The sequence below is a fragment of the Nocardia albiluteola genome (genome assembly GCF_018860155.1).
GTDB lineage: Bacteria > Actinomycetota > Actinomycetes > Mycobacteriales > Mycobacteriaceae > Nocardia > Nocardia albiluteola.
In genome coordinates, this window is record NZ_JAHKNI010000005.1 from 178013 (window position 1) to 200492 (window position 22480).

General features: G+C 65.3%; 20 protein-coding genes. 15 read left to right on the forward strand and 5 right to left on the reverse strand.

All coding sequences use genetic code 11. From position 1 onward, the window contains the following. Positions 1 to 549: 549 nt before the first annotated feature. The 5 genes from KO481_RS16730 to KO481_RS16750 all read left to right on the forward strand — a co-directional run bounded on the left by KO481_RS16730 (position 550) and on the right by KO481_RS16750 (position 6303). Positions 550 to 1929, forward strand: coding sequence for an MFS transporter (locus KO481_RS16730; RefSeq protein ID WP_215918088.1), 1380 nt, complete (start codon positions 550 to 552; stop codon positions 1927 to 1929). Positions 1930 to 2161: 232 nt separating this feature from the next. Then, positions 2162 to 2875 (forward strand): DUF8020 domain-containing protein, encoded by a 714-nt coding sequence (locus tag KO481_RS16735; protein WP_215918417.1) that lies wholly within the window; start codon positions 2162 to 2164, stop codon positions 2873 to 2875. A gap of 264 nt (positions 2876 to 3139) precedes the next feature. After that, positions 3140 to 4618, forward strand: coding sequence for an MFS transporter (locus KO481_RS16740; RefSeq protein ID WP_215918089.1), 1479 nt, complete (start codon positions 3140 to 3142; stop codon positions 4616 to 4618). Between the two features lie 366 nt (positions 4619 to 4984). After that, the gene (locus KO481_RS16745; protein WP_215918090.1) at positions 4985 to 5647 is read left to right on the forward strand and encodes a GntR family transcriptional regulator; all 663 of its coding nucleotides are present in this window, start codon (positions 4985 to 4987) and stop codon (positions 5645 to 5647) included. Positions 5648 to 5769: 122 nt separating this feature from the next. Next, a complete protein-coding gene (locus tag KO481_RS16750) occupies positions 5770 to 6303 on the forward strand; it encodes a cupin domain-containing protein (protein WP_215918091.1) in 534 nt (177 codons plus the stop codon). Between the two features lie 167 nt (positions 6304 to 6470). On the opposite strand, the gene KO481_RS16755 is transcribed toward KO481_RS16750, so the two are convergent. From KO481_RS16755 to KO481_RS16765, 3 genes are all read right to left on the reverse strand, one after another. Further along, positions 6471 to 7496: a LacI family DNA-binding transcriptional regulator gene (locus KO481_RS16755; RefSeq protein WP_215918092.1), complete on the reverse strand. Its 1026-nt coding sequence runs from the start codon at positions 7494 to 7496 to the stop codon at positions 6471 to 6473. A 172-nt stretch (positions 7497 to 7668) separates the two neighbouring features. After that, positions 7669 to 8160, reverse strand: a complete 492-nt coding sequence (locus KO481_RS16760; protein ID WP_215918093.1) for a flavin reductase family protein — start codon at positions 8158 to 8160, stop codon at positions 7669 to 7671. 151 nt (positions 8161 to 8311) lie between these two features. Further along, a complete protein-coding gene (locus KO481_RS16765; protein WP_215918094.1) occupies positions 8312 to 9484 on the reverse strand; it encodes an acyl-CoA dehydrogenase family protein in 1173 nt (390 codons plus the stop codon). Positions 9485 to 9638: 154 nt separating this feature from the next. Between KO481_RS16765 and KO481_RS16770 the strand changes: the two genes are divergently transcribed. Next, entirely contained in the window at positions 9639 to 10565 is a 927-nt protein-coding gene (locus KO481_RS16770; protein WP_215918095.1) for a LysR family transcriptional regulator, read from the forward strand. An 83-nt stretch (positions 10566 to 10648) separates the two neighbouring features. On the opposite strand, the gene KO481_RS43080 is transcribed toward KO481_RS16770, so the two are convergent. Both KO481_RS43080 and KO481_RS16780 read right to left on the reverse strand, forming a co-directional pair. Next, the gene (locus KO481_RS43080; protein ID WP_308166644.1) at positions 10649 to 11122 is read right to left on the reverse strand and encodes a MarR family winged helix-turn-helix transcriptional regulator; all 474 of its coding nucleotides are present in this window, start codon (positions 11120 to 11122) and stop codon (positions 10649 to 10651) included. Between the two features lie 422 nt (positions 11123 to 11544). Next, positions 11545 to 12702, reverse strand: a complete 1158-nt coding sequence (locus KO481_RS16780) for an acyl-CoA dehydrogenase family protein (RefSeq protein WP_308166645.1) — start codon at positions 12700 to 12702, stop codon at positions 11545 to 11547. 83 nt (positions 12703 to 12785) lie between these two features. On the opposite strand from KO481_RS16780, the gene KO481_RS16785 reads away from it, so the two are divergent. The 9 genes from KO481_RS16785 (at position 12786) to KO481_RS16825 (ending at position 22295) form a co-directional block, all read left to right on the forward strand. After that, positions 12786 to 13904, forward strand: a complete 1119-nt coding sequence (locus KO481_RS16785; RefSeq protein WP_215918096.1) for a CaiB/BaiF CoA transferase family protein — start codon at positions 12786 to 12788, stop codon at positions 13902 to 13904. Positions 13905 to 14159: 255 nt separating this feature from the next. After that, the gene (locus KO481_RS16790) at positions 14160 to 15161 is read left to right on the forward strand and encodes a VOC family protein (protein ID WP_215918097.1); all 1002 of its coding nucleotides are present in this window, start codon (positions 14160 to 14162) and stop codon (positions 15159 to 15161) included. Between the two features lie 47 nt (positions 15162 to 15208). Next, positions 15209 to 15748, forward strand: a complete 540-nt coding sequence (locus tag KO481_RS16795) for a carboxymuconolactone decarboxylase family protein (RefSeq protein WP_215918098.1) — start codon at positions 15209 to 15211, stop codon at positions 15746 to 15748. A gap of 45 nt (positions 15749 to 15793) precedes the next feature. Continuing rightward, on the forward strand, positions 15794 to 16900 hold the full coding sequence (locus KO481_RS16800) for an alcohol dehydrogenase catalytic domain-containing protein (RefSeq protein WP_215918099.1): 1107 nt from the start codon (positions 15794 to 15796) through the stop codon (positions 16898 to 16900). A gap of 17 nt (positions 16901 to 16917) precedes the next feature. After that, positions 16918 to 17994 carry a fumarylacetoacetate hydrolase family protein gene (locus KO481_RS16805; protein WP_245401047.1) on the forward strand — a complete coding sequence of 359 codons (1077 nt, stop codon included), beginning with the start codon at positions 16918 to 16920 and terminating at the stop codon, positions 17992 to 17994. Further along, positions 17991 to 18983: a C-terminal binding protein gene (locus KO481_RS16810; protein WP_308166646.1), complete on the forward strand. Its 993-nt coding sequence runs from the start codon at positions 17991 to 17993 to the stop codon at positions 18981 to 18983. Before KO481_RS16805 ends, KO481_RS16810 begins: the two co-directional genes overlap by 4 nt. Further along, the gene (gene eno, locus KO481_RS16815; RefSeq protein ID WP_215918100.1) at positions 18980 to 20278 is read left to right on the forward strand and encodes a phosphopyruvate hydratase; all 1299 of its coding nucleotides are present in this window, start codon (positions 18980 to 18982) and stop codon (positions 20276 to 20278) included. The genes KO481_RS16810 and eno overlap by 4 nt, the downstream gene beginning before the upstream one ends. Beyond that, positions 20275 to 21369 carry a phosphotransferase gene (locus tag KO481_RS16820; RefSeq protein ID WP_245401048.1) on the forward strand — a complete coding sequence of 365 codons (1095 nt, stop codon included), beginning with the start codon at positions 20275 to 20277 and terminating at the stop codon, positions 21367 to 21369. Before eno ends, KO481_RS16820 begins: the two co-directional genes overlap by 4 nt. After that, complete coding sequence (locus tag KO481_RS16825; protein ID WP_215918101.1) at positions 21366 to 22295, forward strand: fumarylacetoacetate hydrolase family protein; 930 nt, start codon at positions 21366 to 21368, stop codon at positions 22293 to 22295. Before KO481_RS16820 ends, KO481_RS16825 begins: the two co-directional genes overlap by 4 nt. Positions 22296 to 22480: the final 185 nt, after the last annotated feature.

Genomic DNA, 22480 nt, shown 5'->3' on the forward strand with positions numbered 1-22480 from the left:
AAGCCTGCAGATTCTAGGTAGCGAGCTCATTCGTTGCCATGTTCAGCTGTGACCGTTGACACTCTCGGCCAGAGATGCTTTGCTATCGATAGCACACGCAAGGAGGCCGAGATGAGAAGTTCGGCGGGCGGTGGCCGACAACGACATCAACGGGAAGCGATCTTTGTTCCGATGGCCCGGTCCCGCCACACCTGCCGACCGAGACCTTCGGGGTGAACGTGCTCACCAACGGCCACAGCATCGTGCGACAGCTTCATCACATAACCGGATCGCACACCATTGGTGTTCCAACACAGCACATCTCGACGCCTGTTGGTTCACAGGCCCGCCCGATGTGGCGGGTCGGAAGAACCCAGAGCCACTACTTCAGGCTGCCGGAAGGTAGCCGGTGTCCTCAGCAGTTGGTCCGCTGAGGAGATCTGGCGGTAGCAGCATTCTATCGGGGACGCTGCCGCCTCTTTCCCCGTCCCGGTCTCGCGGGACCCGTTCTTTCAGGATGACCGGAAGGACCGTTCCGCGGGACAGCATTATCGACATCACGGAGCCATCATGGTCAGCACCGAGAACCACCCGGGAACCATTGCGGGAAAACAGACGATTCGTTCGATCTCCCGCTATACCTGGTTGTCTCTTGCCTTTCTCTGGGTCATCTATGCCTTGAATGCGAATTCACGGCAGATGATCTTCTATGTACTCCCGGCGATTATCAAGGAGTACCACCTCGGGCCGACGGCTGTCGGCTTTCTCTCGGGCTCGGTGACCGCGGTGACCGCCCTGCTCGCGATTCCGGCGATGATGTGGGCCGACCGTGGCGGGAGGGGCTGGCGGCGCAAGTACCGGCACCTGCCGTTCGTCGCCGTCTACGGGGTGCTGATTCTACTCACCGGCCTGTCCCCGCTCACCGCCACGCTGGGCGGATTGGTGATCCTGCAACTGGCATCGCACGCGGTCGCGGGTGCCAGCGAAGCTGTCGAGGTCACCTCCGCCGCAGAATGGTGGCCGCGGCGGCACCGGGGAATCGCGCTGGGGATGCACCACACCGCATGGCCGTGGGGCACCCTGATCGGCGGGTTCGCCATCGCCGGCCTACTGAGTGCCTACGGTTCGTCGATGTGGCGGATGTCGTTTCTGCTCTTCCCCATTCCGCTGGTCATCGTGTTCGCCAGCTACTGGCGATTCGCGACGAAGAGGCGGTATGAGGCGGCGGTAGAACGGTTCGGCGGCGATACCGACACCGAACCGGTTGAGGTGGGCCACGGCGGGTGGGGCGCACTGCGCGCGTGCTTGGCCAACCCGAATATCAGCATCATGGCTGTCCTGGCCATGTTCGCGACCGTCGGTTACATCGGTCTGAGCTTCTGGCTACCGCAATATCTGACGTTCGTGGCCGGATACAACATGGCGAAGTCCGCCGCGTTGAGTGTGCTGTTCACGGTCACCGGCGGTCTCGGCATGATCGGCTGGGGATGGATCTCCGACCGCCTCGGCCGGAAACTCACCTTGATCGTCGTCTTCCTTTGGCTCGCGGTCGCATTCTGCTTTTTCAAGTACACCGCGAATGGTATGGGCTGGCTCGTCGGTGTGCAGTTGTTCGCCGGCGTAGCGATCAACGCGCCGTACACCCTGGTCTATGCGATCGCGATCGACTCAGCGAAGAAGAACACCGTCGGTGTCGCCTCATCGATCATCGATGTCGGGCTCGCCCTCGGCGGCGGCGCAGGACCGCTGCTGGTCGGGCTGCTGATCGGTCTCGGTGGTGGCTACCACAGCGTCAGCGGTTACAACGCCGCGCTGTATGTGGTCGCCGGCCTGATGGCATTCGCCGCGGTCGTTGCCGCCCTGCTCACGCGGGAGACGACCGGCTGGTTCCGGCACCGTGACCGTGCCCTGTCATTCGCAGGTCGAAGCCGCGTCTGGTCGGGTTCGTAAATATCGACCGGCGGATACACGTCAACCAGCGGTTCCTGCCGCAAGTCAGGAGGAAAGACCCGGCGAGACGCAAAAGAGCCCATACCCGACCGGCCGCCGTAACTGGACAGGTGCCGATCAATGCAAGATTCGAATCGAGAAATATTCATCCGGGGGTTCCAGTTCGGCAAGTTCGCCGAAGATCGCAATCGGCAGCAGGCACGTCCGCTGCTTTTCAGATGAGGAAACCGCTATGCAGATAAGAAAGATCGCCGTGACCGCGGCGCTGGTGACCGCTACGCTCGGTATCACCGCAGGCACCGCAGGCACCGCAGACGCCGCCCCGGCCCGAGAAAACGGGGCTGTCGATTACAAGGCGGCTACCACCTCCACGTCCACGATCGTGTCGACCGATGCCGGCTCCATGGTGGTCGAGGACGGCGTGTTCAAGATCAAGGCCGCCAACGGCGTCACCCTGGCCGGTACACAGCTGAAATTCCGAGTAGACGACTTCGAATTCCCGATCGCCGCGAACATCGCCGACCACACCGCGACCCTGACACCGCAGTTCGACAGGGCGCACGCGGTCTACAAGCCGGTCGCGTTGCCCTACGAGGACACTGCGCCATGGAAAACACCGTACGACCGGGAGCAGGCCGCCTGGAACCGCCTGTTCCAGACGATCACCACCGGCGCTACCGTCGGCACCCTGATCGGTGGCATCAGTGGCGGCGCCGTCGGCTGCGTGTTGGGCGGCATCGCCGGTGCCACAGTGGCTGCGGCCGCGATCGTGGGCCTGTTCGGCGGATTCATCCCGGCCGCCGCGATCGGCTGTCTGGGCGGCATCATCGCAGTCGGTGCGCTGGGCACCCTGGCAGGTCAATTGCTGGTCACCGCGCCGGTGGCGATCCTGGCGGCGATCCAGTACTTCACGACGATCAACGAGCCCTTCAAATCGGCGAAGTGATTCGGTTTCGGATCAACTCCGGAACTCCGACGTGCAGAAGGAAGCGGGGTTCGCGTGCCCAGAAGGGTGGCACGGCCCCGCTTCGATACGTCCGAGTTCCGGGATAGGCGGGAGCGCACGGGGTCTCGGCGACCGGTCCGGCGCCGACCGCCAGCGCTCCGATCGGGGGCTGTTGTGCGTGAACGGTGTTGTCTGATGGGAACCCTTGCCTAGCTGATGATTATCACTTAATAATGATAATGTCATAACCAGCTAGGAGTTGCAATGACTTCCATCAGTTCCCACTCGTCTACCGCCTCGCGAGCTACCGCGCCCCCGCGAGAGATGGCCCGCATCGGTCAGTTGCACCCGGTCGGGGTGTTCATTCTGCTGGCCGGAGCGTTCTTGCCGATCATGGACTTCTTCATTACGAATCTGGCACTACCCACGATCTCCGCCACCTTGCATGCGTCGGCAGGGGGCCTGGAACTGGTCGTCACCGGCTATGGCGTCACCTACGCTGCGCTTCTCGTGGTCGGTGGCCGTCTCGGTGACCGTTACGGCCGTCACAAGGTATTCCGGGTCGCGCTGGTCGGATTCATCCTCATGTCGTTTGCCTGCGGTCTTGCCCCGACCGTGGAGTGGCTCATCGCCTCCCGCGTGCTGCAAGGCGCGACGGCAGCGCTGCTGATTCCCCAGGTTCTCGCCACCTTTCACCACACCTTGGACGGTGAGCGCAAGGCCCGGGCCATTGCCCTGTACGGCGCTGCCTCGGGTATCGCCGCGGTTGTTGGGCAGATCATCGGTGGCATCCTCATCAGCGCCGACATCGCTGGTAGTGCGTGGCGCCCAATTTTCCTGGTGAACGTCCCGATCGGCATTGTGGTTCTCGTTGTAGCCGCTCGCATCGTCCCGGATACCCGCTCGGTCCACCCCGTGGGCATCGACGTCCCGGGCACGGTCATGTTCGCTGCCATGCTCGTCGCTGTGCTGGTTCCGCTGACCGAGGGACATTCGCTCGGGTGGCCTTGGTGGACATGGCTGCTGATAGCTTTCGCAGTGGTCTTGGCTGTTGCGACCGTTGCGGTCGAAAGAGGTGCCGAGTCGCGTGGCGAAGTGCCGTTGCTCGCGCCTTCGTTGTTGCGCCTGCCCTCGATGTCTCGTGGGCTGACGATGGTCCTGTTGTTCAGTGCGGGGTTCGGCGCGTTCATGTTCGTTTTCGCGCTCCTCGTTCAGGATGGGCTAGGAGCCGACGCGTTGCGCGGCGGCCTCGCCATCACACCGATGGCAGTGCTGTTCTTCGTTGCGTCGGTGTTTGCGCCGAAGCTTCTCGCTCGATACGGACGCGGTGCCATGGCCACCGGTGCGGTCGTACAGTTCGTTGGACTCGTGTGTCTGGTAGCGGCGGTCATGACCCTGTGGCCGCATGTCAGCCTGTGGGCTCTGGCGTTACCTCTGGCCCTGACCGGTGCCGGCCAGGCGATCCTGTTCGCCGGACTGTTCCGTAGCGTTCTCGCTGATGTCCCGGCTCATCTCGGTGGCGTCGGTAGTGGTGTGCTGATCACCTTGCAGCAGAGCGGTCTCGCCCTCGGCGTGGCCACTATCGGCACCCTGTACCTGTCTCTGACTTCGAACGGCGTCTCCTCCGCGTTTGCCGTTGTCGAATGTATCCACATGGGGATAGTCGCGGTCCTGGCCCTTGCGGTTCGCGCTCTGCCGAAATTCATTGCGGGCGCTGCTCAGGAGCCCATCCTCGAAGCCTGACCTGTCGCCGGGGCGCCGCTGGATGGATGAGGCGCAGCGGAAGGTGTTCACTACCCGTGACGCCCGTATGAGGAACTTGCCGGGCGTCACGGGATCCGGTGGCATCGCAATGCAACCTCTTGCGCTGCAGTCCCTGCGCCGGAGATGGATGATCGAGCCGATTCGAGATCCGCGGGGTAAGTGAGGCAGCCCGCAAAGCGGCGGCAGATGCTCATCCTCAGCGGATCACGTTGGGATGTCCGTGGATCCGGCGCGTGACGATTGCCACGTACGTTGGTGCAGACCGCTTATGCGATGTGGTGGTCAGTGCGGGGTGGACCGGGATCGACGCCTTCCGGCGAGATCGGCGCGGATAGAGTCGCCGTGATGACAACACAACAGGGCGGCCCGGGAACGACCACGCAGCACACACTGGACGCGCTGCGGCGGGCCATCGTCGCGGGTCGCTACCGGCCCGGCCAGCGCGTACTGCAGGATGAGATCGCCGACAACCTCGGTGTCAGCCTCGCGCCGGTTCGTGAGGCGCTGCGCGCGTTGGAACAGGAGGGACAGGTCGTCTACCGTCCACGGCGCGGCTATTTCATCACCGAGCTGCGAGTGGCGGACTTGCATGAGATCTACGCCCTGCGGCAGCTACTGGAGGAGCGGGCGGTGCGGCACACGCTGCCAACCCTCGACGACGATGCCGTGGAACGCATCGCCTCGGCGGCCCAGGACTGTGCAGAGGCCGCCCGGCGTGGTGATGTGGCGGCCGAGTTGGCGGCGAACAGGCGGTTCCATTTCGGCATGCTGGAGTCGCCTGATCAGACGCACACGGTGCGCCTGATCAGGCTGTTGTGGGATTCCACCGAGGCGTATCGGGCGATGTACTACAACTCGCCCCAGGAGCGCGCCGCTACGGTCGAGGCCCACGACGAGATCCTCGACGCCCTTCGCCGGCGGGCCGTCGACGAGGTGGTGACGGGGCTCGATGAGCACCGGGACCGCGCCCTGCGGGTACTCACCGATCTCCTTGCCGAGGGCGACTGACTCAGGGGGCGTCCGAGGATTTCGGCGTCAAGCCATCGGGCTGTTTTCCCAGCACGATATCTCGGTGTTTGACAGCGGGAGCGCAGGCATGGTGTGCTATCGATAGCATCAAGGAGGGTACGATGGAAGTGCGGCGGGTAGTGGCCGGAACGGACAACCATGGGAAGTCGGTCTTTCTCTCGGATGGGCCCGCTCCCCATAGCCATGAATTCGAACGTCTGCCTGGACAAGCGCAGGCCCGTGTGTGGTTCACCCCGGGACCGCCGGTCGCGGGCACCACGCCGGGCGAACCGACCAGTGAAACCGGTCCAGTGATTCCGGGGCCGGGCGGTGCCAGCTTCGTCATCGTGCGCTACACACCCGATTCGGTGGTTGAGAGTGCGGAATTCGACGCCGAACGCGCCAACGAAGAATTCGTCAAGTACGCACCCGATATCGCCGCAGCCTCCGACCCCGACGAACCGGGCATGCATCGGACCGCGAGCGTGGACTACGGGGTGGTGCTCGACGGCGAGATCTGGCTCGAACTCGACGACGGCGCGCAGACCCGGTTGGCCCCCGGCGACACCATCGTCCAGCTAGCTGGTCGTCACGCGTGGCGCAACAAGACCGACCGACCCGCGACAGTGGCTTTCGTGCTCACCGGCCTGCGCTGATCGCATCACCGGTGTCGCGTCTCGGGGCTCCCGATCCGGCCCGCGACACCCACATTCGGACTCGGGGCATCGGACGGCGTTGGGGTGCCAGACGTGCTCGCGTGGTGGCTTGGCTGGTCATGGACCGAGTGGTGACCGCGCGGTGGGGAGTGCTGTCGCGAGGGTTCTCAGCTTTTGCGACGCGACGTCTTGGGCGCGGTCGCCGTACTGCCGCGGACGATCAGTGTGCCGGGCGACACCGATATGTACGCGCCATCCTCGCCAGGCTTGGTCAGGCGGTGGATGAGCCACAGACCACAAGCGGCGGCCATATCCTCGATCGGCAGGCTGATCGTGGTGAGGCCTGGTCCCCACCAGGAGAATCCAGGTTGGTCGCCGAAGCCGACAACAGACAGCTCTTTGGGCACCTCGATGCCCTGGTGGAACAGCTCCTCGAGAACACCGATAGTGAGCTGAACCGAACCCACGACGATTCCGGTGGGCTTCGGGGAGCTCGACAGCAGCCGACGCACCGCTTCCCGGCCATACTCGACCGATGAGGGTGGCGCGAACTCGACGATTGCTGCCGATGCGGGCAGCTTGTTCTCCTTCAGGGCTGCTCGGAAACCCTTGACACGTTCGTTGCCGGTCGGCAGCTCGGTTGGGCCACCGATATATCCGATTCGAGTATGGCCGCGTTCGATCAGGTGCGCGGTTGCCTGGCGCAGTGCCTCCTGGTCGTCAACGCCGAACCACTGCTCGCCCAGTCCAGTGTTGCGGCGCAGCAACTGCACATGCGGGATGTCTCGCAGGAGTTTGATCGACTCGCCGTGCGAGCGTGCGGTCGGCACGATGATGACGCCGGCTACCCGGCTAGCGGACATCTCGCGCAGATGGCGTAGCTCGACTATTCGGTCGTCGTCGGTCTCCGCCAACATGAGCTGGTAACCCTGGGACTCCATGTTCTTGGAAAGCTCGTGCGCGATGGTCGCATAGAAGCTGTTACGGATGTCGGGGATGACCAGCCCGACCATGTTGCTGGAGACTCCCCGCATCATGCGCGCAGCACGGTTGGCGACGTAGCCCATTTCGGCGGCCGCCTGGCGCACACGGAACTTGGTCTGTGCACTAATGCGGTGATCGTCGGATAGCGCCCGGCCCACAGTGGACACCGACAACTGCAGGTGCTCTGCTATATCCCTGGTAGTGACCATTGGCTGCACGCCCCTCCTGCTTGCGTCCTCGCAATGCTACCGATCGCAACATCGTCGTTGCATCATAGAGGGGGCGGATGCCGTTCCAGATTCCACTGAGCGGGGCCCGACCGTCGTGGGAGTGTGCAGTTGTCGCCACCGCCCGTATGCCGGCACGGGTGGTACCTGCCTATCAGATGGCCAGGCGTCGGAACCGGCTGTTGTGGAACACGAGGGGTTCTCGATCGGGCTCGGCCTTCAGACCGTGGATCTCCAGGAGCACGATCGTGTGATCGCCGCCGGGAAGTTCGGCGTGCAGTGAGCAGGTTAGCCAGAGACTGGCGCCGTGAATGTAAACACCGCCATTCTCGTCGGCATCCCAGTCGACGCTCGCGAACCGGTCGTGCTTGCTGGCCAGAGACCGGCAGATCGCATCCTGTCCCTCAGCGAGCACGCTCACGCCCACTCGGCTCCGCCGACGCAGTCTGGGCCATGTCGCTGAGGTGTCCTGCATACAGACCGACATCAGAGCGGGTGACAGGGAGACCGGGGTGAACGTGCTCGCGGCCATGCCCACCGGGCTGCCGGATTCGAGTGCGCACACAGCTGTCACCCCGGATGGGAAGCAGCCGAAAGCCTGGCGCAGTAGAGCGGGATCGGTCGGTGTTGCGCTGAGAGGGCTCATCGGAGACCACCTGTCTGGTGTCGGTATGGAGTCGGAGAGCAGCATTGTGCGGGTGCGGACAGCGCGGGCCCCGCTGCTCGGGGCCCGCTGCCGGCTGGATCTCACCCGAGGCGGTAGCCGTGACGGCTCGTTGACGCGCGAAGGCCAGGTGTCAGCTTTGCCCTGAAAGGACCGCACCCAGTTTTCGCATCGCGCCGTTGTTGCCGACCACGTGCTGGGAGACACAGCGGATATCGCGCCAGCGGCGCTGCAGTGAGCTGGTGCTGTAGAGGCCCGCGCTGCCCGAGAGGGTCATGATTTCGTTGAGGATCCGGATGCCGTCGTGGTGGATGTGCTGAGTACTGCCGGTGTAGGTAAACCACTCGACCGAGGTGGGCGCCTCTCCGGCGAGGGCACGGTCCATAACGATGCGTCCGGTGTGCTCCGCCAGGGCCGCCAGGGCGGCTGTGCGCAGTTGCAGTTCCGCGAACTTCTCCCGGAACACCGGGTCCTCACCGAGCACTACCTTGGGGTTGAACGCAGGCCGCTTGGTGGCGGCGAGATCGGCGAGATCGGCGAGCGCACCGTCCAGGGCGCCGAGGACGACCGCGTCGTGCGAGCCCCCTGTCGGGGAGTACGGCAGGTCGTAAAAGGGAGCGGGAATATTGTTGTCGCCGAACATCGGCCCCGTGTGATGTTCTGGCACGAAGACGTCGTCCATCGTGAAGTCGGTGCTCTGCGTGGCACGCAATCCGACCGCGTCCCAGGTGTCGAGGAACGTGACCTGCTCGGGCCGGAACAGCGCGACCCGCATGTCCGGACGGCCGTCCGGCAGCGGAGGCGCGCCCTCGACCAGAAATCCTGCGAGCATCCAGTCCGGGGTGAACGGGCCGCTGGCGAGCGGCCAGCGACCACTGATCCGATAGCCGCCCTGCACCGGGGTCGCCAGCCCCTTCGGGGCCACCGCTCCGCGAAGCATCAGGTCGGCACCGCCCGCGAAGACCTCGTTCTCCAGGGTCTCCCGGGGCACTGACCGTAGGAAGTACCAGGCCATCGAAGCAGCCTGGACGGTCCAGCCGGTCGAGCCGTCAGCTCGCGCGATCTCCCGCACCACCCGGGCGCCCTCCAGCAACTCGAGCTGCTCTCCACCCCACACCTTGGGCAGGGTCATCCGGAACACACCTGCCTCGCGCAGGGCGGCGATGATCTCCGCCGGAACAGCCCGGGCGTTCTCGCCTTCGGCAGAACGTGCCGCAATCTCGGGAAGAAGTGCGCGGACGCGGCCGAGCACGCTGTCGCCGGTTCCTGGACCGTGGGGCTGGGCAGACTCAAGAAGCGTGGTCATGAAGGGGCTCCTAGCGGAATGTCCGGGGTTTGGCCGGCGACCGAGCTATATCCGGAATGTGACTGTTGCCCTACGATGACATCCACATCACAGCTAGGAAAAGCAGAAATTTTCCATAAGGCTTATCGGGGATTCCAATAGCAGCAGGAGAGAAATGGCAGCCAATTTTTCCCTACGCCAATTGGAGTACTTCGTCGCGGTGGCGGACACCGGCTCCATGAGCGCGGCGGCGGTGCGGTGCCATGCTTCCCAGGCGAGCATCTCCACAGCGATCGCCGATCTGGAGCGCCGCCTCGGAGCCCGGTTGCTGGTACGGCGCCGAGCGAAGGGAGTCTCGCTCACCGAAGCCGGCGGCCGGATCCTCGCGCGCGCCCAGGCCATGCTGGCGCAGGCTGATGAACTCAGGGCGAGCGCCCAGGCGGAAGAGGGCAGGCTGGCTGGGCGCCTGACGATCGGCTGCTACGCGGCCCTGACCCCCTTCCTCATTCCACCTCTGGTGGACGGATTCACGCAGTTGCACCCTGCTGTCAACCTCGAGCTGATCGAGGGGCAGCAGGACGAGATGCGGCGCGCCCTGCTCCAGGGCGCATGCGATCTAGCCCTGCTGTACAGGTTCGGTGCCGCGTCGGGGCTGTCCTGTATAGGGCTACGCTCCAGCCGTCCGCATGTCATCGTGTCCGCCGGTCATCCGATGGCACGGCGCAACGCCATCTCACTCGCCGAACTGGCGGACGAACCACTGATTATCTATGCCGATCCGCCCGCGCAGCAGAACGCCGATCACTGGTTCTCCGTCGCAGGAGCCAAGCCGAACATCCGGTACCGGACCTCGAGCATCGAAACGATCCGCAGTATGGTCGCCCGCGGCCTCGGCTTCGCCACGTTGATCCAGTCCTGGCCGACCGACACCAGTGTCGAAGGACTCCCCCTGGCATCCGTGCCCCTCTGCGATCCGCTGGACGACGTCGAGCTCGTAATCGCCTACGCGGCCCACGTCACCCCCACGCTTCGAGCACGTACCTTCCTCCAATACGCCAAGGACACGCTTGTCGGTCCGGACGCACCGCGAACAATCGACTGACGGCCGTTGGGACTGTCGGTCGACAACATAGCCGGCGGGGTTCATGACGGGCGAGCCCATTGCTACCGCAGGTGGGTCGCCTGCTATTCGCGGGCGAGACCGGCTTCCACTTTGCGAAGGACCGAGATGGCCGCGTCGAGATCGGCGGCGTCGGCATCCTTGGGAGTAGCAATCAGGTCCGCCCATTCATTGCGGACCAGCGCGTAGTTGCGCGTACCGAGCGGCGTCGGATAAACCTTGACCTCCCTGCCGTCCTCCGCCGCGCTGCGCCGTTCGATGACACCCTTTTCCTCGAGACCGCGGAGCACCGTGCTGATATTGCTGCGTTGCAGACCCGTGGCGTGTGCGATTCGGCTCGACGAGATTCCCGGATTGTGGTGCAGGCACCGCATCACCATGCCTTCGTTGGGTGACAGCGACACCGCTTCCTGGCTTCGGTATCCACGGAACTGGATCTCACGCGAAATGACGAGGATGAGATCGGCAAACTCCGCCCAGCGTTCCTGGGCTGTATTTGCGCCGCGCTGCCCGCCGCGGCCAGTTCGATCGTTGCTCACCCAGCCAGCATAGTACTTCATTTCAAATAGTTATCCTTGTATAGCCACTTGGCTGGAGGCAGGCGTGCACGGTACATGGCTACGTTGATGGAAGCTGCTGCGGCAGTGCGGGTTCGGCTGCCAGCTGTCTCACGTCCACCGCTATTTCGACGATCCGCTGCAGCCGGGCAGCCGCAATGCGGGCGGCCGTGTCCCGTATGCCAGGCGGCGACAGCCACCAGTCCGAGTACTCCAGGCGCGATCAGCGACATCGGTTGTGCGCGCAATTCCCGCAACCCGCGATTCCTGCCGTGGTGCTCGTCCTGCTCGGTACCGTCGCGGGTACCGGAATCCGTCGAGCCAGGCCCGGCGCTTCGTGACCGGTCGGTGCTGTGCTTACGCACACATCGGTCGGCGCGGGTTCGCGCCGACCGATGCCCGGCTCATCGGAACGCATCGATTCCGGTCAGCGCGGCACCGACGACCAGCGCGTGTACGTCCGCCGTGCCTTCGTAGGTGACCACCGACTCCAGATTTACCATATGCCGGATCACCGGATACTCCAGGCTGATTCCGTTGGCGCCCAGCACTTGTCGCGCGGTGCGAGCGACATCGAGCGCGGAATTGACGTTGGCGAGCTTACCCATGCTGACCTGCTCCGGGCGCAGCTGCCCAGCATCCTTCAGCCGGCCCAGGTGCAGGGCCAACAACGTCGCCCGGTTGACCTCCACGGCCATGTGCGCGAGCTTGTGCTGCTGAATCTGGAACGCCCCGATCGGCTTGCCGAACTGAGTGCGGGTCGTGCTGTAGTCGATCGCGGCGGCAAGGCAGGCGCGCGCGGCTCCGGCTGCGCCCCACAGGATTCCGAAGCGCGCCTCGTTCAAGCAGGACAGCGGCCCCCGCAGTGAGGTTGCGCCGGGTAACAGCGCTGAAGCCGGCAGCCGCACGTCGTCGAGGATCAGCTCCGCGGTAACCGACGCGCGTAGCGACAGTTTCTTGGAGATCTCCTGGGCAGCGAATCCCGGTGTGCCCTTGGGCACGAGAAAACCACGGATACCCATGTCGGTACGGGCCCAGACGACCGCGACATCGGCCCAGGTTCCGTTGGTGATCCACATCTTCCGTCCACGCAGTACCCAGTCGTCGCCGTCCCGCCGGGCATGAGTGCGCATCGAACCGGGGTCCGACCCCGAGTCCGGTTCGGTCAGCCCGAAGCAGCCGACCGCCTCGCCCGCCGCCAAGCGTGGTAGCCACTCCTGCTTCTGCTCCTGCGAACCCCACCGGTGGATAGCGAACATCGCCAGCGAGCCCTGCACCGATACCAAGCTGCGGAGTCCGCTGTCGCCTGCCTCGAGTTCCAGGCAGGCCAGTCCGTACGCGGTAGCGCTGGTGCCCGCGCACCCGTAGCCCTCCAAATGCATGCCGAGCACTCCGAGCTTGCCCAGCTCGCCGACCAATTCGCGGGGTACCCGCCCCTGCTCGAACCAGTCCCCGACCTCCGCCAATACCCGGCTGCGTACGAACGCGCGGACGGCGTCCCGAATATCGCGCTCCTCGTCGGACAGTGTGCTCTCGACGGACAGGAAGTCCAGTGGGTCCACGGTCGTACTCCTTGACGTGATGGGTGCCGCACCCTAACGTGTAAATCCTCGATTTTCGAAAATCGATGATTGGATGCTTGCATATGACCACCGCACTTGACAACCTCCATGTGCTGGATTTCTCTCGAATCCTGGCCGGCCCCTTCGCCACCATGCTGCTCGGGGATCTCGGCGCCACCGTCACGAAGATCGAACGCCCCGGCGTGGGAGACGACACGCGCACCTGGGCCCCGCCACGCGACCGGCACGGGCAGGCGACTTATTTCCAATCGGTCAATCGCAACAAGGATGCGATCGTCCTGGACTTGACCGACCCGCACGATCGCGCCGAGGCCAGGAGGCTTGCGGTCTCGGCGGATGTGGTGGTGGAGAACTTCCGGCCGGGCCTGATGGCCGAGTTCGGACTCGACTACGACCAGTTGCGCGCCGACAATCCCGGCCTGATCTATTGCGGCATCACCGGTTTCGGCCGCACAGGCGGCGCCGCGCTACCCGGATACGACCTGCTCGTGCAGGCCGTCGGAGGGCTTATGAGCATCACCGGTCCACCCGACGGCGAGCCACAGAAGGTCGGCGTCGCTGTCGTCGATGTGCTCACCGGCCTGTTCGCCACAACGGGAATCCTTGCGGCACTACATCATCGCGAACGCAGCGGCACTGGGCAGCGAATCGATGTCGACCTGCTGTCCTGCCTACTGGCAGGCCTGGTCAATCAGGCCGGCGGCTACACCTCGGCCGGAGTGATTCCGTCCCGGATGGGCAACCGGCACCCGAGCATCGCACCCTACGAGCTGTACCCCTGCGCGGACGGGGAACTGGTGCTCGCGGTCGGCAACGACCGCCAATTCGCCGATCTCTGCAAAGTTCTCGGCGCGTCACATCTGTGCATCGACGACAGGTTCGCCACCAACACCGGCCGCGTGCTGCATCGTGCTGAACTCTACGCCGAACTGGTGCGCCTGCTCGCGGACAAACCGGCCCCGGCCTGGATCGAAGAACTGACCCGAGCCCGGGTGCCGGCCGGCGCGGTCAACGACATCGCCGGCGCTTTCGCGCTCGCAGAATCCCTCGGTCTCGCGCCGACCGTCACGATCCCCGGTGTCGACGGTACTGCGGTCACCCTGCCACGCAACCCGATCAACCTGTCGGCGACACCACCGACCTATCGATCCGCACCACCCGCGCTGCCTCGACGGCAGTAACCGCTTCGAAGTATCGGACCTCGCGCCGGATGACGGCGACGCTCGGCGAGTCTGGCAAGACAGCTGGAATCAGCCTCTGAACAGGTCCTATGTCGATCATGACGGCGGCAATCGAGCTAGACCCTTGCATTAAAGTAATTATTGGATCATAGTTATCTGAAGATAGCGACAAGGTGGTTGCGGAGACGGAGCCCACACTCCACTCACACGGCTATGCTATCGATAGCAAAGATTCGGAACCAACAGGAGCACATCATGTTGCCGCCGGTAGACCTTCGCCCACCATTCGATATCAGCAGGTCCAGCCACATCCGTCTGACTGTCGCCGACCTGTCCCGGAGCCGAGAGTTCTACGAGAATGTCCTGGGCCTGATCGTCACCGAGGAACACGACTCGGTCTGCTATCTACGCGGCCTGCAGGAGGCTTGCCACCACAGCCTGGTACTCGAAGCACATTCCGACGGCGGCACCTGTCGACGGATCGGATTCCGGGTGCGGTTCGACGAGGATCTGGACATCGCCTACCACTGGTTCCGGGCACACGATCTTCCGGCCGAGTGGGTCGAGGTCCCGCATCAGGGCCGGACGCTGCACGTCACCGATCCGGCAGGCACGCCGCTCGAGTTGTGCGCGACCATGGAGACCCGGCCACGCAAACATCTGGCGTTCAAGGAGTTCCGGGGCGCCAAGGCGCAGCGTCTGGATCACTTCCAGCTGCTGGTGCCGGATACGTTTGCGCTCACCGCGTTCTACGGCGAGCTCGGGTTCCGCAACTCCGAATACCTCGAAAACGACGACACCCTGCTGACCACGTTCATGTATCGCAAGGGCACCTGCCTCGACCTGGCCCTGATGATGGGGGACGGACCGCGCCTGCATCACTTCGCCTACACGGTCTCCGAGGCTCACGACATCTTCTCCGCGTGCGATCTGGCCGGGTGCTACGGCTACGGCGACCGGGTGGAGCGGGGCCCGGGCCGGCACGGACCCGCCGGCATGCTGTTCACCTATCTGCGCGATCCGGACGGTCACCGGGTCGAGGTGTTCAGCAGCCACTACCAGACCATCGATATCGAGATCGAACCGGTGCGATGGGACGCGGCATCGCTGAGCACGAACGTGCACTGGGGGCTGCCCGCTCTCGAGAAGTGGTACACCGAGGCTTCCGACTTCGAGAACGCCCCACAGACTCCGGCGCTGATCCCGCAGCGCCCGATGACCCTCGAACGCATGCTGTTCGAACCCAGTCGCGGCTGAAAATCCGAAATACAAACCCTTCCAAGATAATTCACGAGGAGAACCGCATGGCCCGGGTACCCTACCTCTCACGCGACGACGCCGCACCTGGCACCGAACATCTTTGGCAGCGACTCGAGGCGGAACGCAAACGCCCCACCGCCAACATCTTCCGTGCCCTGGCGCATGCTCCCGCCCAGCTCGATGCCTTCCTGTCCTACGCCAACGCCTTGCGGGAGGGTTCGCAGCTGACCCCGAAGCTGCGTGAGCTGGCCATTCTGACCGTCGGTCACGTGGCCGGCTCGGCCTACGAGATCGCCCACCACCAGTCGCATGCGCTGAAAGCCGGTGTGACGCAGGAACAACTGACTGCAGTGGCCGACTACGAGACATCACCGGTTTTCGACGAGGTCGAACGCGCGATCATGCGCCTGGCCGACGAATCCACCGCAGCGGTCGAGGTATCCGACGAGACCTGGGCCGCGGTCGCCGCTCACCTGGACGAGCGGACTCTGGTCCAGCTCGCCCTGACGATCGCCTGGTACAACTCCGGCGTCCGCATCATGGGCCTGCTGGATATCGACCTCGAGCCCGGCTATCGCGGCTGATCGCCGCTGACGAAGTCAAACTCCTACAAGAAGGAAGCATTACCGATGACGTTGATGCGGGCAGCACGTCTGCACGAGATCGGCCAACCGATGTCGATCGATGAGATCGAAACTCCGGAACCGCGGCCGACGGATGTCCTGGTTCGGGTGAAGGCCTGCGGCATCGTGCCGAATATGGCCAATGTGATCAACAACTGGCCCACCTGGTTCCCGCACCAGCCGCTGGCGAAGTTCCCCGCGATCTTCGGCCTGGACCCCGCGGGTGTGGTCGAGGCGGTCGGGTCGGCGGTGATCCACACCAAGCCGGGTGACCGGGTATATGTGAGTCCGCTGCGTTCGTGCGGGGACTGCGCCGCCTGCCGGGACGGTCGCCACAGCCACTGCCGCTACTACACCCTGAACGGCTACTTCAGCACCCAGCGTGACGGTCAGCGGATCTTCGATCTCTATCCGTACGGTGGGTTCGCCGAATTCATGACCGCACCGCAACAGTCGCTTGTGCACTTGCCGGACAACCTCACATTCGAGCAGGCCGGGCGGCTCGGCTACATCGGCACCGCATACGGCGCCTTGCGCATGGCCGACGCCGGACCCGGCACGGTAGGCCTGATCGATGGGATCACCGGCACACTCGGTGTCGCCGCCACCAAACTCTGCCTGGCACTGGGTGTTTCCCGAATCCTGGGCACTGGGCGGAACATCGAACTACTGCACCGGGTGAAAGCGATCGCACCCGACCGCATCGAGGTGCTCGAACTGGGCCAGTGCTCGTCCGGTGCGTGGGCCAAGAACTTGACCGGCGGCGAAGGCGCCGATTTCGTCATCAGTGCACTCGGCGCACAGGCCGACCACGACACGATGATCGATTCGATGCGCGGTGTGCGGCGCGGCGGGAAGGTCGTGAACATCGGCGGCGTGGCCGGCGCGGTCCCGGTGGACATGAAATGGCTGATGGACGAACAGGTTCAGCTCATCGGCTCGAACTGGTTCACCACAGCACAGGGACAGCAGATCGTGAACATGGTCGCCACGGGCACGCTGGACCTGTCATACCTGGAGCACGTGTGCTTCTCCCTGGACGAGGTGAACCGGGCGATCTCCGGATTGACCGACCGCCACGGCGGTTTCAGCAACTACCTGGTCATCCCGTAGGAAGGTGTCTTCGAACCATGCCCTATCGACACCAGGGGCCCCCACCCCGCAGCACGGACGGCGCCCATCCCGACGCGCCGGCCGGCGTCGTCCTCATGCAGGCGGCCACTGACAGCGAGCCGCCGTCCCCCTGGCTTCTTGCCGGACAGCTCGCGATGCCGCTGCGGGAATGGGCAGGTGATCTACCGTTTGCCTTCGCCACGTCGGTGCACGAGCTGATTGCCCGATGGCCGGAGCATCGCCGGGAGTTGCATGCGCTCACCTCCGCGTACTCGACCCGGGCCGCGATCGCCGAATTCGGCATCGACTTCCGCACCCTGCGCCCGCAGACCCCGGTCCAGCCACGTCAGGTGTTCTGCACTATCGGGAACTACCGCAGGCAGGTGGCCGAGGCGGCTGCCGACGCCGGAGATCCGGCCGGTGCCGAGCAACGCCGGGCTGCAGCGTTGCGCGCGCTGGATCGGCGCCACACGCCCTACATCTGCCTGACCAGCAGTGAACGAGTTACGGCGCCGGTCGGCACGCTCACTCTTCCACCGCAGGCCGATACGCTGGACTGGGAGGTGGAGATCGCAGTAGTTCTCGGTGCGACCGCCCACAATCTCTCGCCTGCAGACGTTCCGCATGTGATCGCGGGATACTGCGTCGCCAACGATCTCACCCTCCGCAGCAGCGTCTTCCGGGACGATGTGCCCGTGATGGGCACCGATTGGATCCAGTCCAAAGGGATGCCGGATTCGCTGCCGCTGGGTCCGTGGTTCGTTCCGGCCTGGCAGGTACCCGACCCGGCCCGGTTGCGGCTGCAGCTGCGGGTCAACGGCACGCTCATGCAGGACGACGAGGCCACCGACATGGTGTTCGGCATCGACCAGCAGATCGCGTACCTGTCCCAGCACACCCGCCTGCGGCCCGGAGACGTCGTGTGCACCGGCTCTCCCGCTGGTTTCGGCGCCCACCACGGACGCTTCCTGCATGCCGGGGACGTTGTGACCGCACACATCAGCGGCCTCGGCGAGCAGGTGCACTGCATCGAGCAGACCCCCGCCGGCCAACCCCCCGCGACGACGCGGACGTCGACGAAGGAGCAACTGTGACAAGCGATCTCGGCGGCACCGTGCTGCTGACCGACCGGGCCTGGCCTGACGACACCATCGAACGGCAGATGCTCGAGGACGCCGGCCTGCGGGTGGTCACCGGTCCGCCGCAGGCCGCGCCTGCGGCCGAGATCGAGGACCTGGTGCGCCGCCATCGGCCCAGTGCGATCCTCACCTGCTGGGCGCCGATCTCCGCCGCTGCCATCTCCGCTTCCGCGTCCCTGCGCATCGTCGCGCGCATGGGAGTCGGACTGGACAACATCGATGTCCCGGCTGCTACCGAGCATGGTGTGCTGGTCACGAATGTGCCCGATTACTGCGTGCCCGAGGTCTCCGACCACGCGGTGGCATTCGTGCTGGCCTGGACACGCGGCCTGGTCGCCGCCGACCGCGAGGTCCGGGCCGGACACTGGAATCCGTCCGCCGCAGGGCTGCGCCGGCTCTCGGCACTGACCTGCGGCGTGGTCGGGCTCGGACGAATCGGTAGGGCGACCGCAACCAAACTCCGCGCCCTCGGCACGCACGTCATCGCCGCCACTCCGGAATCACTCCCGGACACTGATATCGAGATCGTCGCCCTCGACGAGCTGCTGGCCGCCAGCGATGTCGTGGTGTTGCACGCGCCGCTGACCCCGCAGACCCGGCACCTCATCGGCGCCCGGGAATTCGCACTCATGCGGCCGGGCGCATTGCTGGTGAACCCGAGCCGCGGCGGATTGGTCGACACCAACGCACTGATCGCCGCCCTGCACTCGGGACAACTCGGAGGAGCCGGGCTCGACGTGCTCGAGGACGAACCGTCCGTGCCTCCCGGATTGCTCGACCATCCAGCGGTCGTGATCACCCCGCACATCGCCTTCTCCTCCGATGCCTCGGTGGTCGAGCTGCGCCGCAGCGCCGCCGCGGAGGTCATCCGGGTATTGCGCGGCGAACCACCGCGCCATCCGCAGAATCACCCGTCCGCCATCTCCCAGGGAGCGCCGCAATGACTATCGTTCACACAGTGCACGGCCGGCAGGTCCTCGATTCCCGGGGCCGGCCGACGGTCGAAGTGGAAGTGACGCTCGCGGACGGCGTATCGGCTCGCGCCTCGGTCCCTTCCGGCGCGTCGACTGGCACTCACGAGGCTCACGAACTCCGCGACGGCGACCGGGCCCACTACGACGGGCGCGGCGTGCTGCGCGCCGTCGAGCACGTCAACGGAGAGATCGCCGCTGCGATCAAGGGTTCGGACGTCACCGATCAGCGCGGGATCGATACCCGGCTGCGCGAACTGGACGGCACACCGAATCTGTCGCGGCTGGGCGCCAATGCGGCCCTTGGGGTTTCACTTGCGGTCTGCCGGGCCGCCGCGGTGGCCGCCCGGCAACCGCTGTACCGGCGCATCGCAGAGCTCGCCGATGTGCGCGAGCCCGTGCTGCCGATGCCGATGGTGAACATCCTGTCCGGTGGCCTGCACGCCGGGCGTGGCATGGACGTCCAGGACTTCCTGGCTGTGCCGGTTTCGGCGACGACGCTCGCCGAGGCGGTGCGGATGGCGGCCAAGGTACGCACGGCCGCGACCGAGATCTGCGCCGAGCGCGGCCTGCCCACCCTGCTGGCCGACGAGGGCGGGCTCAGCCCCGGCTGCCGCACCGGCCGTGAGGCGCTGAAGTTGCTGGTGGCCGCCGTCGAACGAGCCGGGCTCGAACCCGGCGCCGACATCGCGATCGCCATCGACGTCGCCGCAACGGCCTTGTACGACAAGGGTTCCGATGTCTACCGTCTGCGTCGAGAGGGCCGCGACGTCGGCGCGACGGAGATGATCGAGACGATGGCCGGCTGGGTCGAGGAATTCCCGATCGTGTCCATCGAGGACGGCCTCGACGAAGAAGACTGGGCCGGTTGGCGGGCGCTGACCGAGCGGCTCGGCGATCGGGTCCGGCTCATCGGCGATGATCTGTTCACGACCAATCCGGATCGGCTGGCCGAGGGAATCCGACAGCGGTGCGGCAATGGAATCCTGGTGAAGGTCAACCAGAACGGCACCCTCAGCGGCACCCTCGACGTGGTGGCCGCCGCGACCGCCGCCGGGTACGTGCCGGTGGTCTCGGCGCGTTCCGGCGAGACCGAGGACGACTTCCTCGCCGACCTCGCCACCGGAACCGCCGCGGGACAGATCAAGATCGGCTCACTCCGCTCGGGTGAGCGCTTGGCCAAATACAACCAATTGCTGCGCATCGCCGAGGATCCGGCACTGCGTCTGTGTCCCTTGCCCACCCCCATGGTAGGGCTCGTGCGATGACGACCATGCACGATTCGCGCTCAACCGTCCTGGGATTCCTGCGGCAGCAGGGGCTCGCGCGGGAGGGCGAGCACGCCGAATTGATCCCCTTGACCGGTGGTGTGTCCTCGGACCTGTGGAAAGTAGAGCTGCCGGGCCGCACTCTCTGTGTGAAGAGCGCACGAGAACGCCTCGCGGTCGAATACGACTGGCACGCACCGGTTTCACGCAACCGAGTCGAGTACGACTGGCTCCGGTTCGCCGGGGAACTGTGCCCCGGCCAGGTGCCCCGAGTGTTCGGCTACGACGGCCGAGCCGGACTGTTCGCCATGGAATACCTTCCGCCGCAGGACTATCCGGTCTGGAAGACGCAGCTGCTGGCCGGGGATGTCGATGTCGTCGCGGCCCAGCAGGTCGGCAGCCTCGTCGGCCGCCTGCATGCGGCCGGGGCCGCCGATCCCGATGCGGCCCGGAAGTTCGCCACCGACGCGAATTTCGACGCCCTGCGGCTCGAACCCTACCTGCGGGTCACCGCGCAAGCGCACCCCGATCTGCGGGACCGTTTCGCCGTCCTGACCGAGCAGACCGCGAATACGCACTACACGGTCGTGCACGGCGATGTCAGCCCCAAGAACATTCTGCTGGGCCGGTCCGGCCCGGTACTAATAGACGCCGAATGCGCCTGGCACGGCGATCCGGCCTTCGACGTCGCGTTCTGCCTGAACCACCTGCTGCTCAAAGCACTGGCCCTGCCCCACCACCGCACCGCGCTGCGCGAATCCGCGCTGGCCCTGCTGAACAGCCATGCCGGTCAGGTGAATTGGGAACCGATCGAGGAATTCGGGGCCCGAGTGGCCGCATTGCTGCCCGCGCTCGCACTCGCCCGCGTGGATGGCGCATCGCCGGTCGAATATCTCGACGCCGAGCAGCGAGGCTGGGTCCGGGCCCTCGCCCGGCCACTGGTACGCACCCCGCCGCCGGACGTCGCTACCCTGGTCGAACGCTGGATCGCCGCCGCGGGTGCCGGGTATGGGGAGGACTACCCACGATCCGGCCTCCCAGCCGCCTCGCCGATCGCCGGTACCGCACCGGAAAGTAAGGACTTCCAATGACGTATTCCCTTGCCACCGTCCGGATCAACGATGTGCCGACACCGGTTCTCATCGTCGACGGCCGCTGCTACCGTGTCGCCGATCTCATCCCCGAATTTGTGGCCCGGGATCCGCAGGCCGGACTGATGGCGGTGTTCGCGTACTGGGCAGAGGCCGAGCCGGTATTGACCGACCTCGCCCGCGCGCTCGCCGACGGCTCGTGGATCGCGACCGAGCTGGATCTGCCCCAGCAACTCGAACAGTGGCTTCCCCCACTGCGTTACCCGAACAAGGTCATCTGTACCGGCGCGAACTACTACGATCACATGACCCAAGACGGTGGGCACAGCGGGTTTTCGAAGGAGAACAACATCCCGGTGTTCTTCCTCAAACCACCCACCACAACCGTCGTCGGGCAAGGCCCATCGGTGCGTTATCCGGCGCAATCCGAGAAATTCGACTACGAGGTCGAATTGGCGTTCGTGATCGGCAAACGCGGTCGGAACATTCCACTCTCGTCGGCCCGCGACCATATCGCGGGATACACCATCGCCCTGGACATGTCCGCCCGCGACTGGCAGCGTCACCCCGGCCATCTGGCCAAATTCGATCTATTCGGCGGCAAGGCATTCGACGACAGCTGTCCGCTGGGGCCGGGAATCGTCCCGGCCCGGTTCGTCGACGATACCGATCTGGAGCTGCAGCTGTATCAGAATGGCGTGTTGCGCCAGAACGCGAACACCAAGGACATGATCTGGTCGGTGCCGGAACTGGTGACCCGGATCAGCGAGCATGTCACCCTCGAGCCCGGCGACGTCGTGCTCACCGGCACACCCGCCGGTGTCGGCCTGAGCACCGGCATCTGGACCGAGGTGGGTGACGCGCTCGAGGGCCGAATCACCGGGCTGGGCACCCTGTGTGTGGAGATCGTTCCGCCTGCGCAGTGACCGTCTGCTCTTCGGTCGAGATCAGCTGCGCAGAAACGGATGCCGGCCTGCGACGCAGGTTGGTGCGTTCCGAGGGTGGTACCGGGCGGCCCGACATGCTGAGTGTTGCCCACATCATCGATCGCGGCGAGCCCGACGCTCTGATCCGGCCGCTGATCGAATAGTTCGGCGTGCCGAAGCCTTCC

What these genes read in the sequence shown, in the direction of transcription:
- KO481_RS16730 (WP_215918088.1), top strand. Translation starts at nt 550, where the DNA reads ATGGTCAGCACCGAGAACCACCCGGGAACCATTGCGGGAAAACAGACG.
- KO481_RS16735 (WP_215918417.1), top strand. Translation starts at nt 2,162, where the DNA reads ATGCAGATAAGAAAGATCGCCGTGACCGCGGCGCTGGTGACCGCTACG.
- KO481_RS16740 (WP_215918089.1), top strand. Translation starts at nt 3,140, where the DNA reads ATGACTTCCATCAGTTCCCACTCGTCTACCGCCTCGCGAGCTACCGCG.
- KO481_RS16745 (WP_215918090.1), top strand. Translation starts at nt 4,985, where the DNA reads ATGACAACACAACAGGGCGGCCCGGGAACGACCACGCAGCACACACTG.
- KO481_RS16750 (WP_215918091.1), top strand. Translation starts at nt 5,770, where the DNA reads ATGGAAGTGCGGCGGGTAGTGGCCGGAACGGACAACCATGGGAAGTCG.
- KO481_RS16755 (WP_215918092.1), bottom strand. Translation starts at nt 7,496, where the DNA reads ATGGTCACTACCAGGGATATAGCAGAGCACCTGCAGTTGTCGGTGTCC.
- KO481_RS16760 (WP_215918093.1), bottom strand. Translation starts at nt 8,160, where the DNA reads ATGAGCCCTCTCAGCGCAACACCGACCGATCCCGCTCTACTGCGCCAG.
- KO481_RS16765 (WP_215918094.1), bottom strand. Translation starts at nt 9,484, where the DNA reads ATGACCACGCTTCTTGAGTCTGCCCAGCCCCACGGTCCAGGAACCGGC.
- KO481_RS16770 (WP_215918095.1), top strand. Translation starts at nt 9,639, where the DNA reads ATGGCAGCCAATTTTTCCCTACGCCAATTGGAGTACTTCGTCGCGGTG.
- KO481_RS16785 (WP_215918096.1), top strand. Translation starts at nt 12,786, where the DNA reads ATGACCACCGCACTTGACAACCTCCATGTGCTGGATTTCTCTCGAATC.
- KO481_RS16790 (WP_215918097.1), top strand. Translation starts at nt 14,160, where the DNA reads ATGTTGCCGCCGGTAGACCTTCGCCCACCATTCGATATCAGCAGGTCC.
- KO481_RS16795 (WP_215918098.1), top strand. Translation starts at nt 15,209, where the DNA reads ATGGCCCGGGTACCCTACCTCTCACGCGACGACGCCGCACCTGGCACC.
- KO481_RS16800 (WP_215918099.1), top strand. Translation starts at nt 15,794, where the DNA reads ATGACGTTGATGCGGGCAGCACGTCTGCACGAGATCGGCCAACCGATG.
- KO481_RS16805 (WP_245401047.1), top strand. Translation starts at nt 16,918, where the DNA reads ATGCCCTATCGACACCAGGGGCCCCCACCCCGCAGCACGGACGGCGCC.
- eno (WP_215918100.1), top strand. Translation starts at nt 18,980, where the DNA reads ATGACTATCGTTCACACAGTGCACGGCCGGCAGGTCCTCGATTCCCGG.
- KO481_RS16820 (WP_245401048.1), top strand. Translation starts at nt 20,275, where the DNA reads ATGACGACCATGCACGATTCGCGCTCAACCGTCCTGGGATTCCTGCGG.
- KO481_RS16825 (WP_215918101.1), top strand. Translation starts at nt 21,366, where the DNA reads ATGACGTATTCCCTTGCCACCGTCCGGATCAACGATGTGCCGACACCG.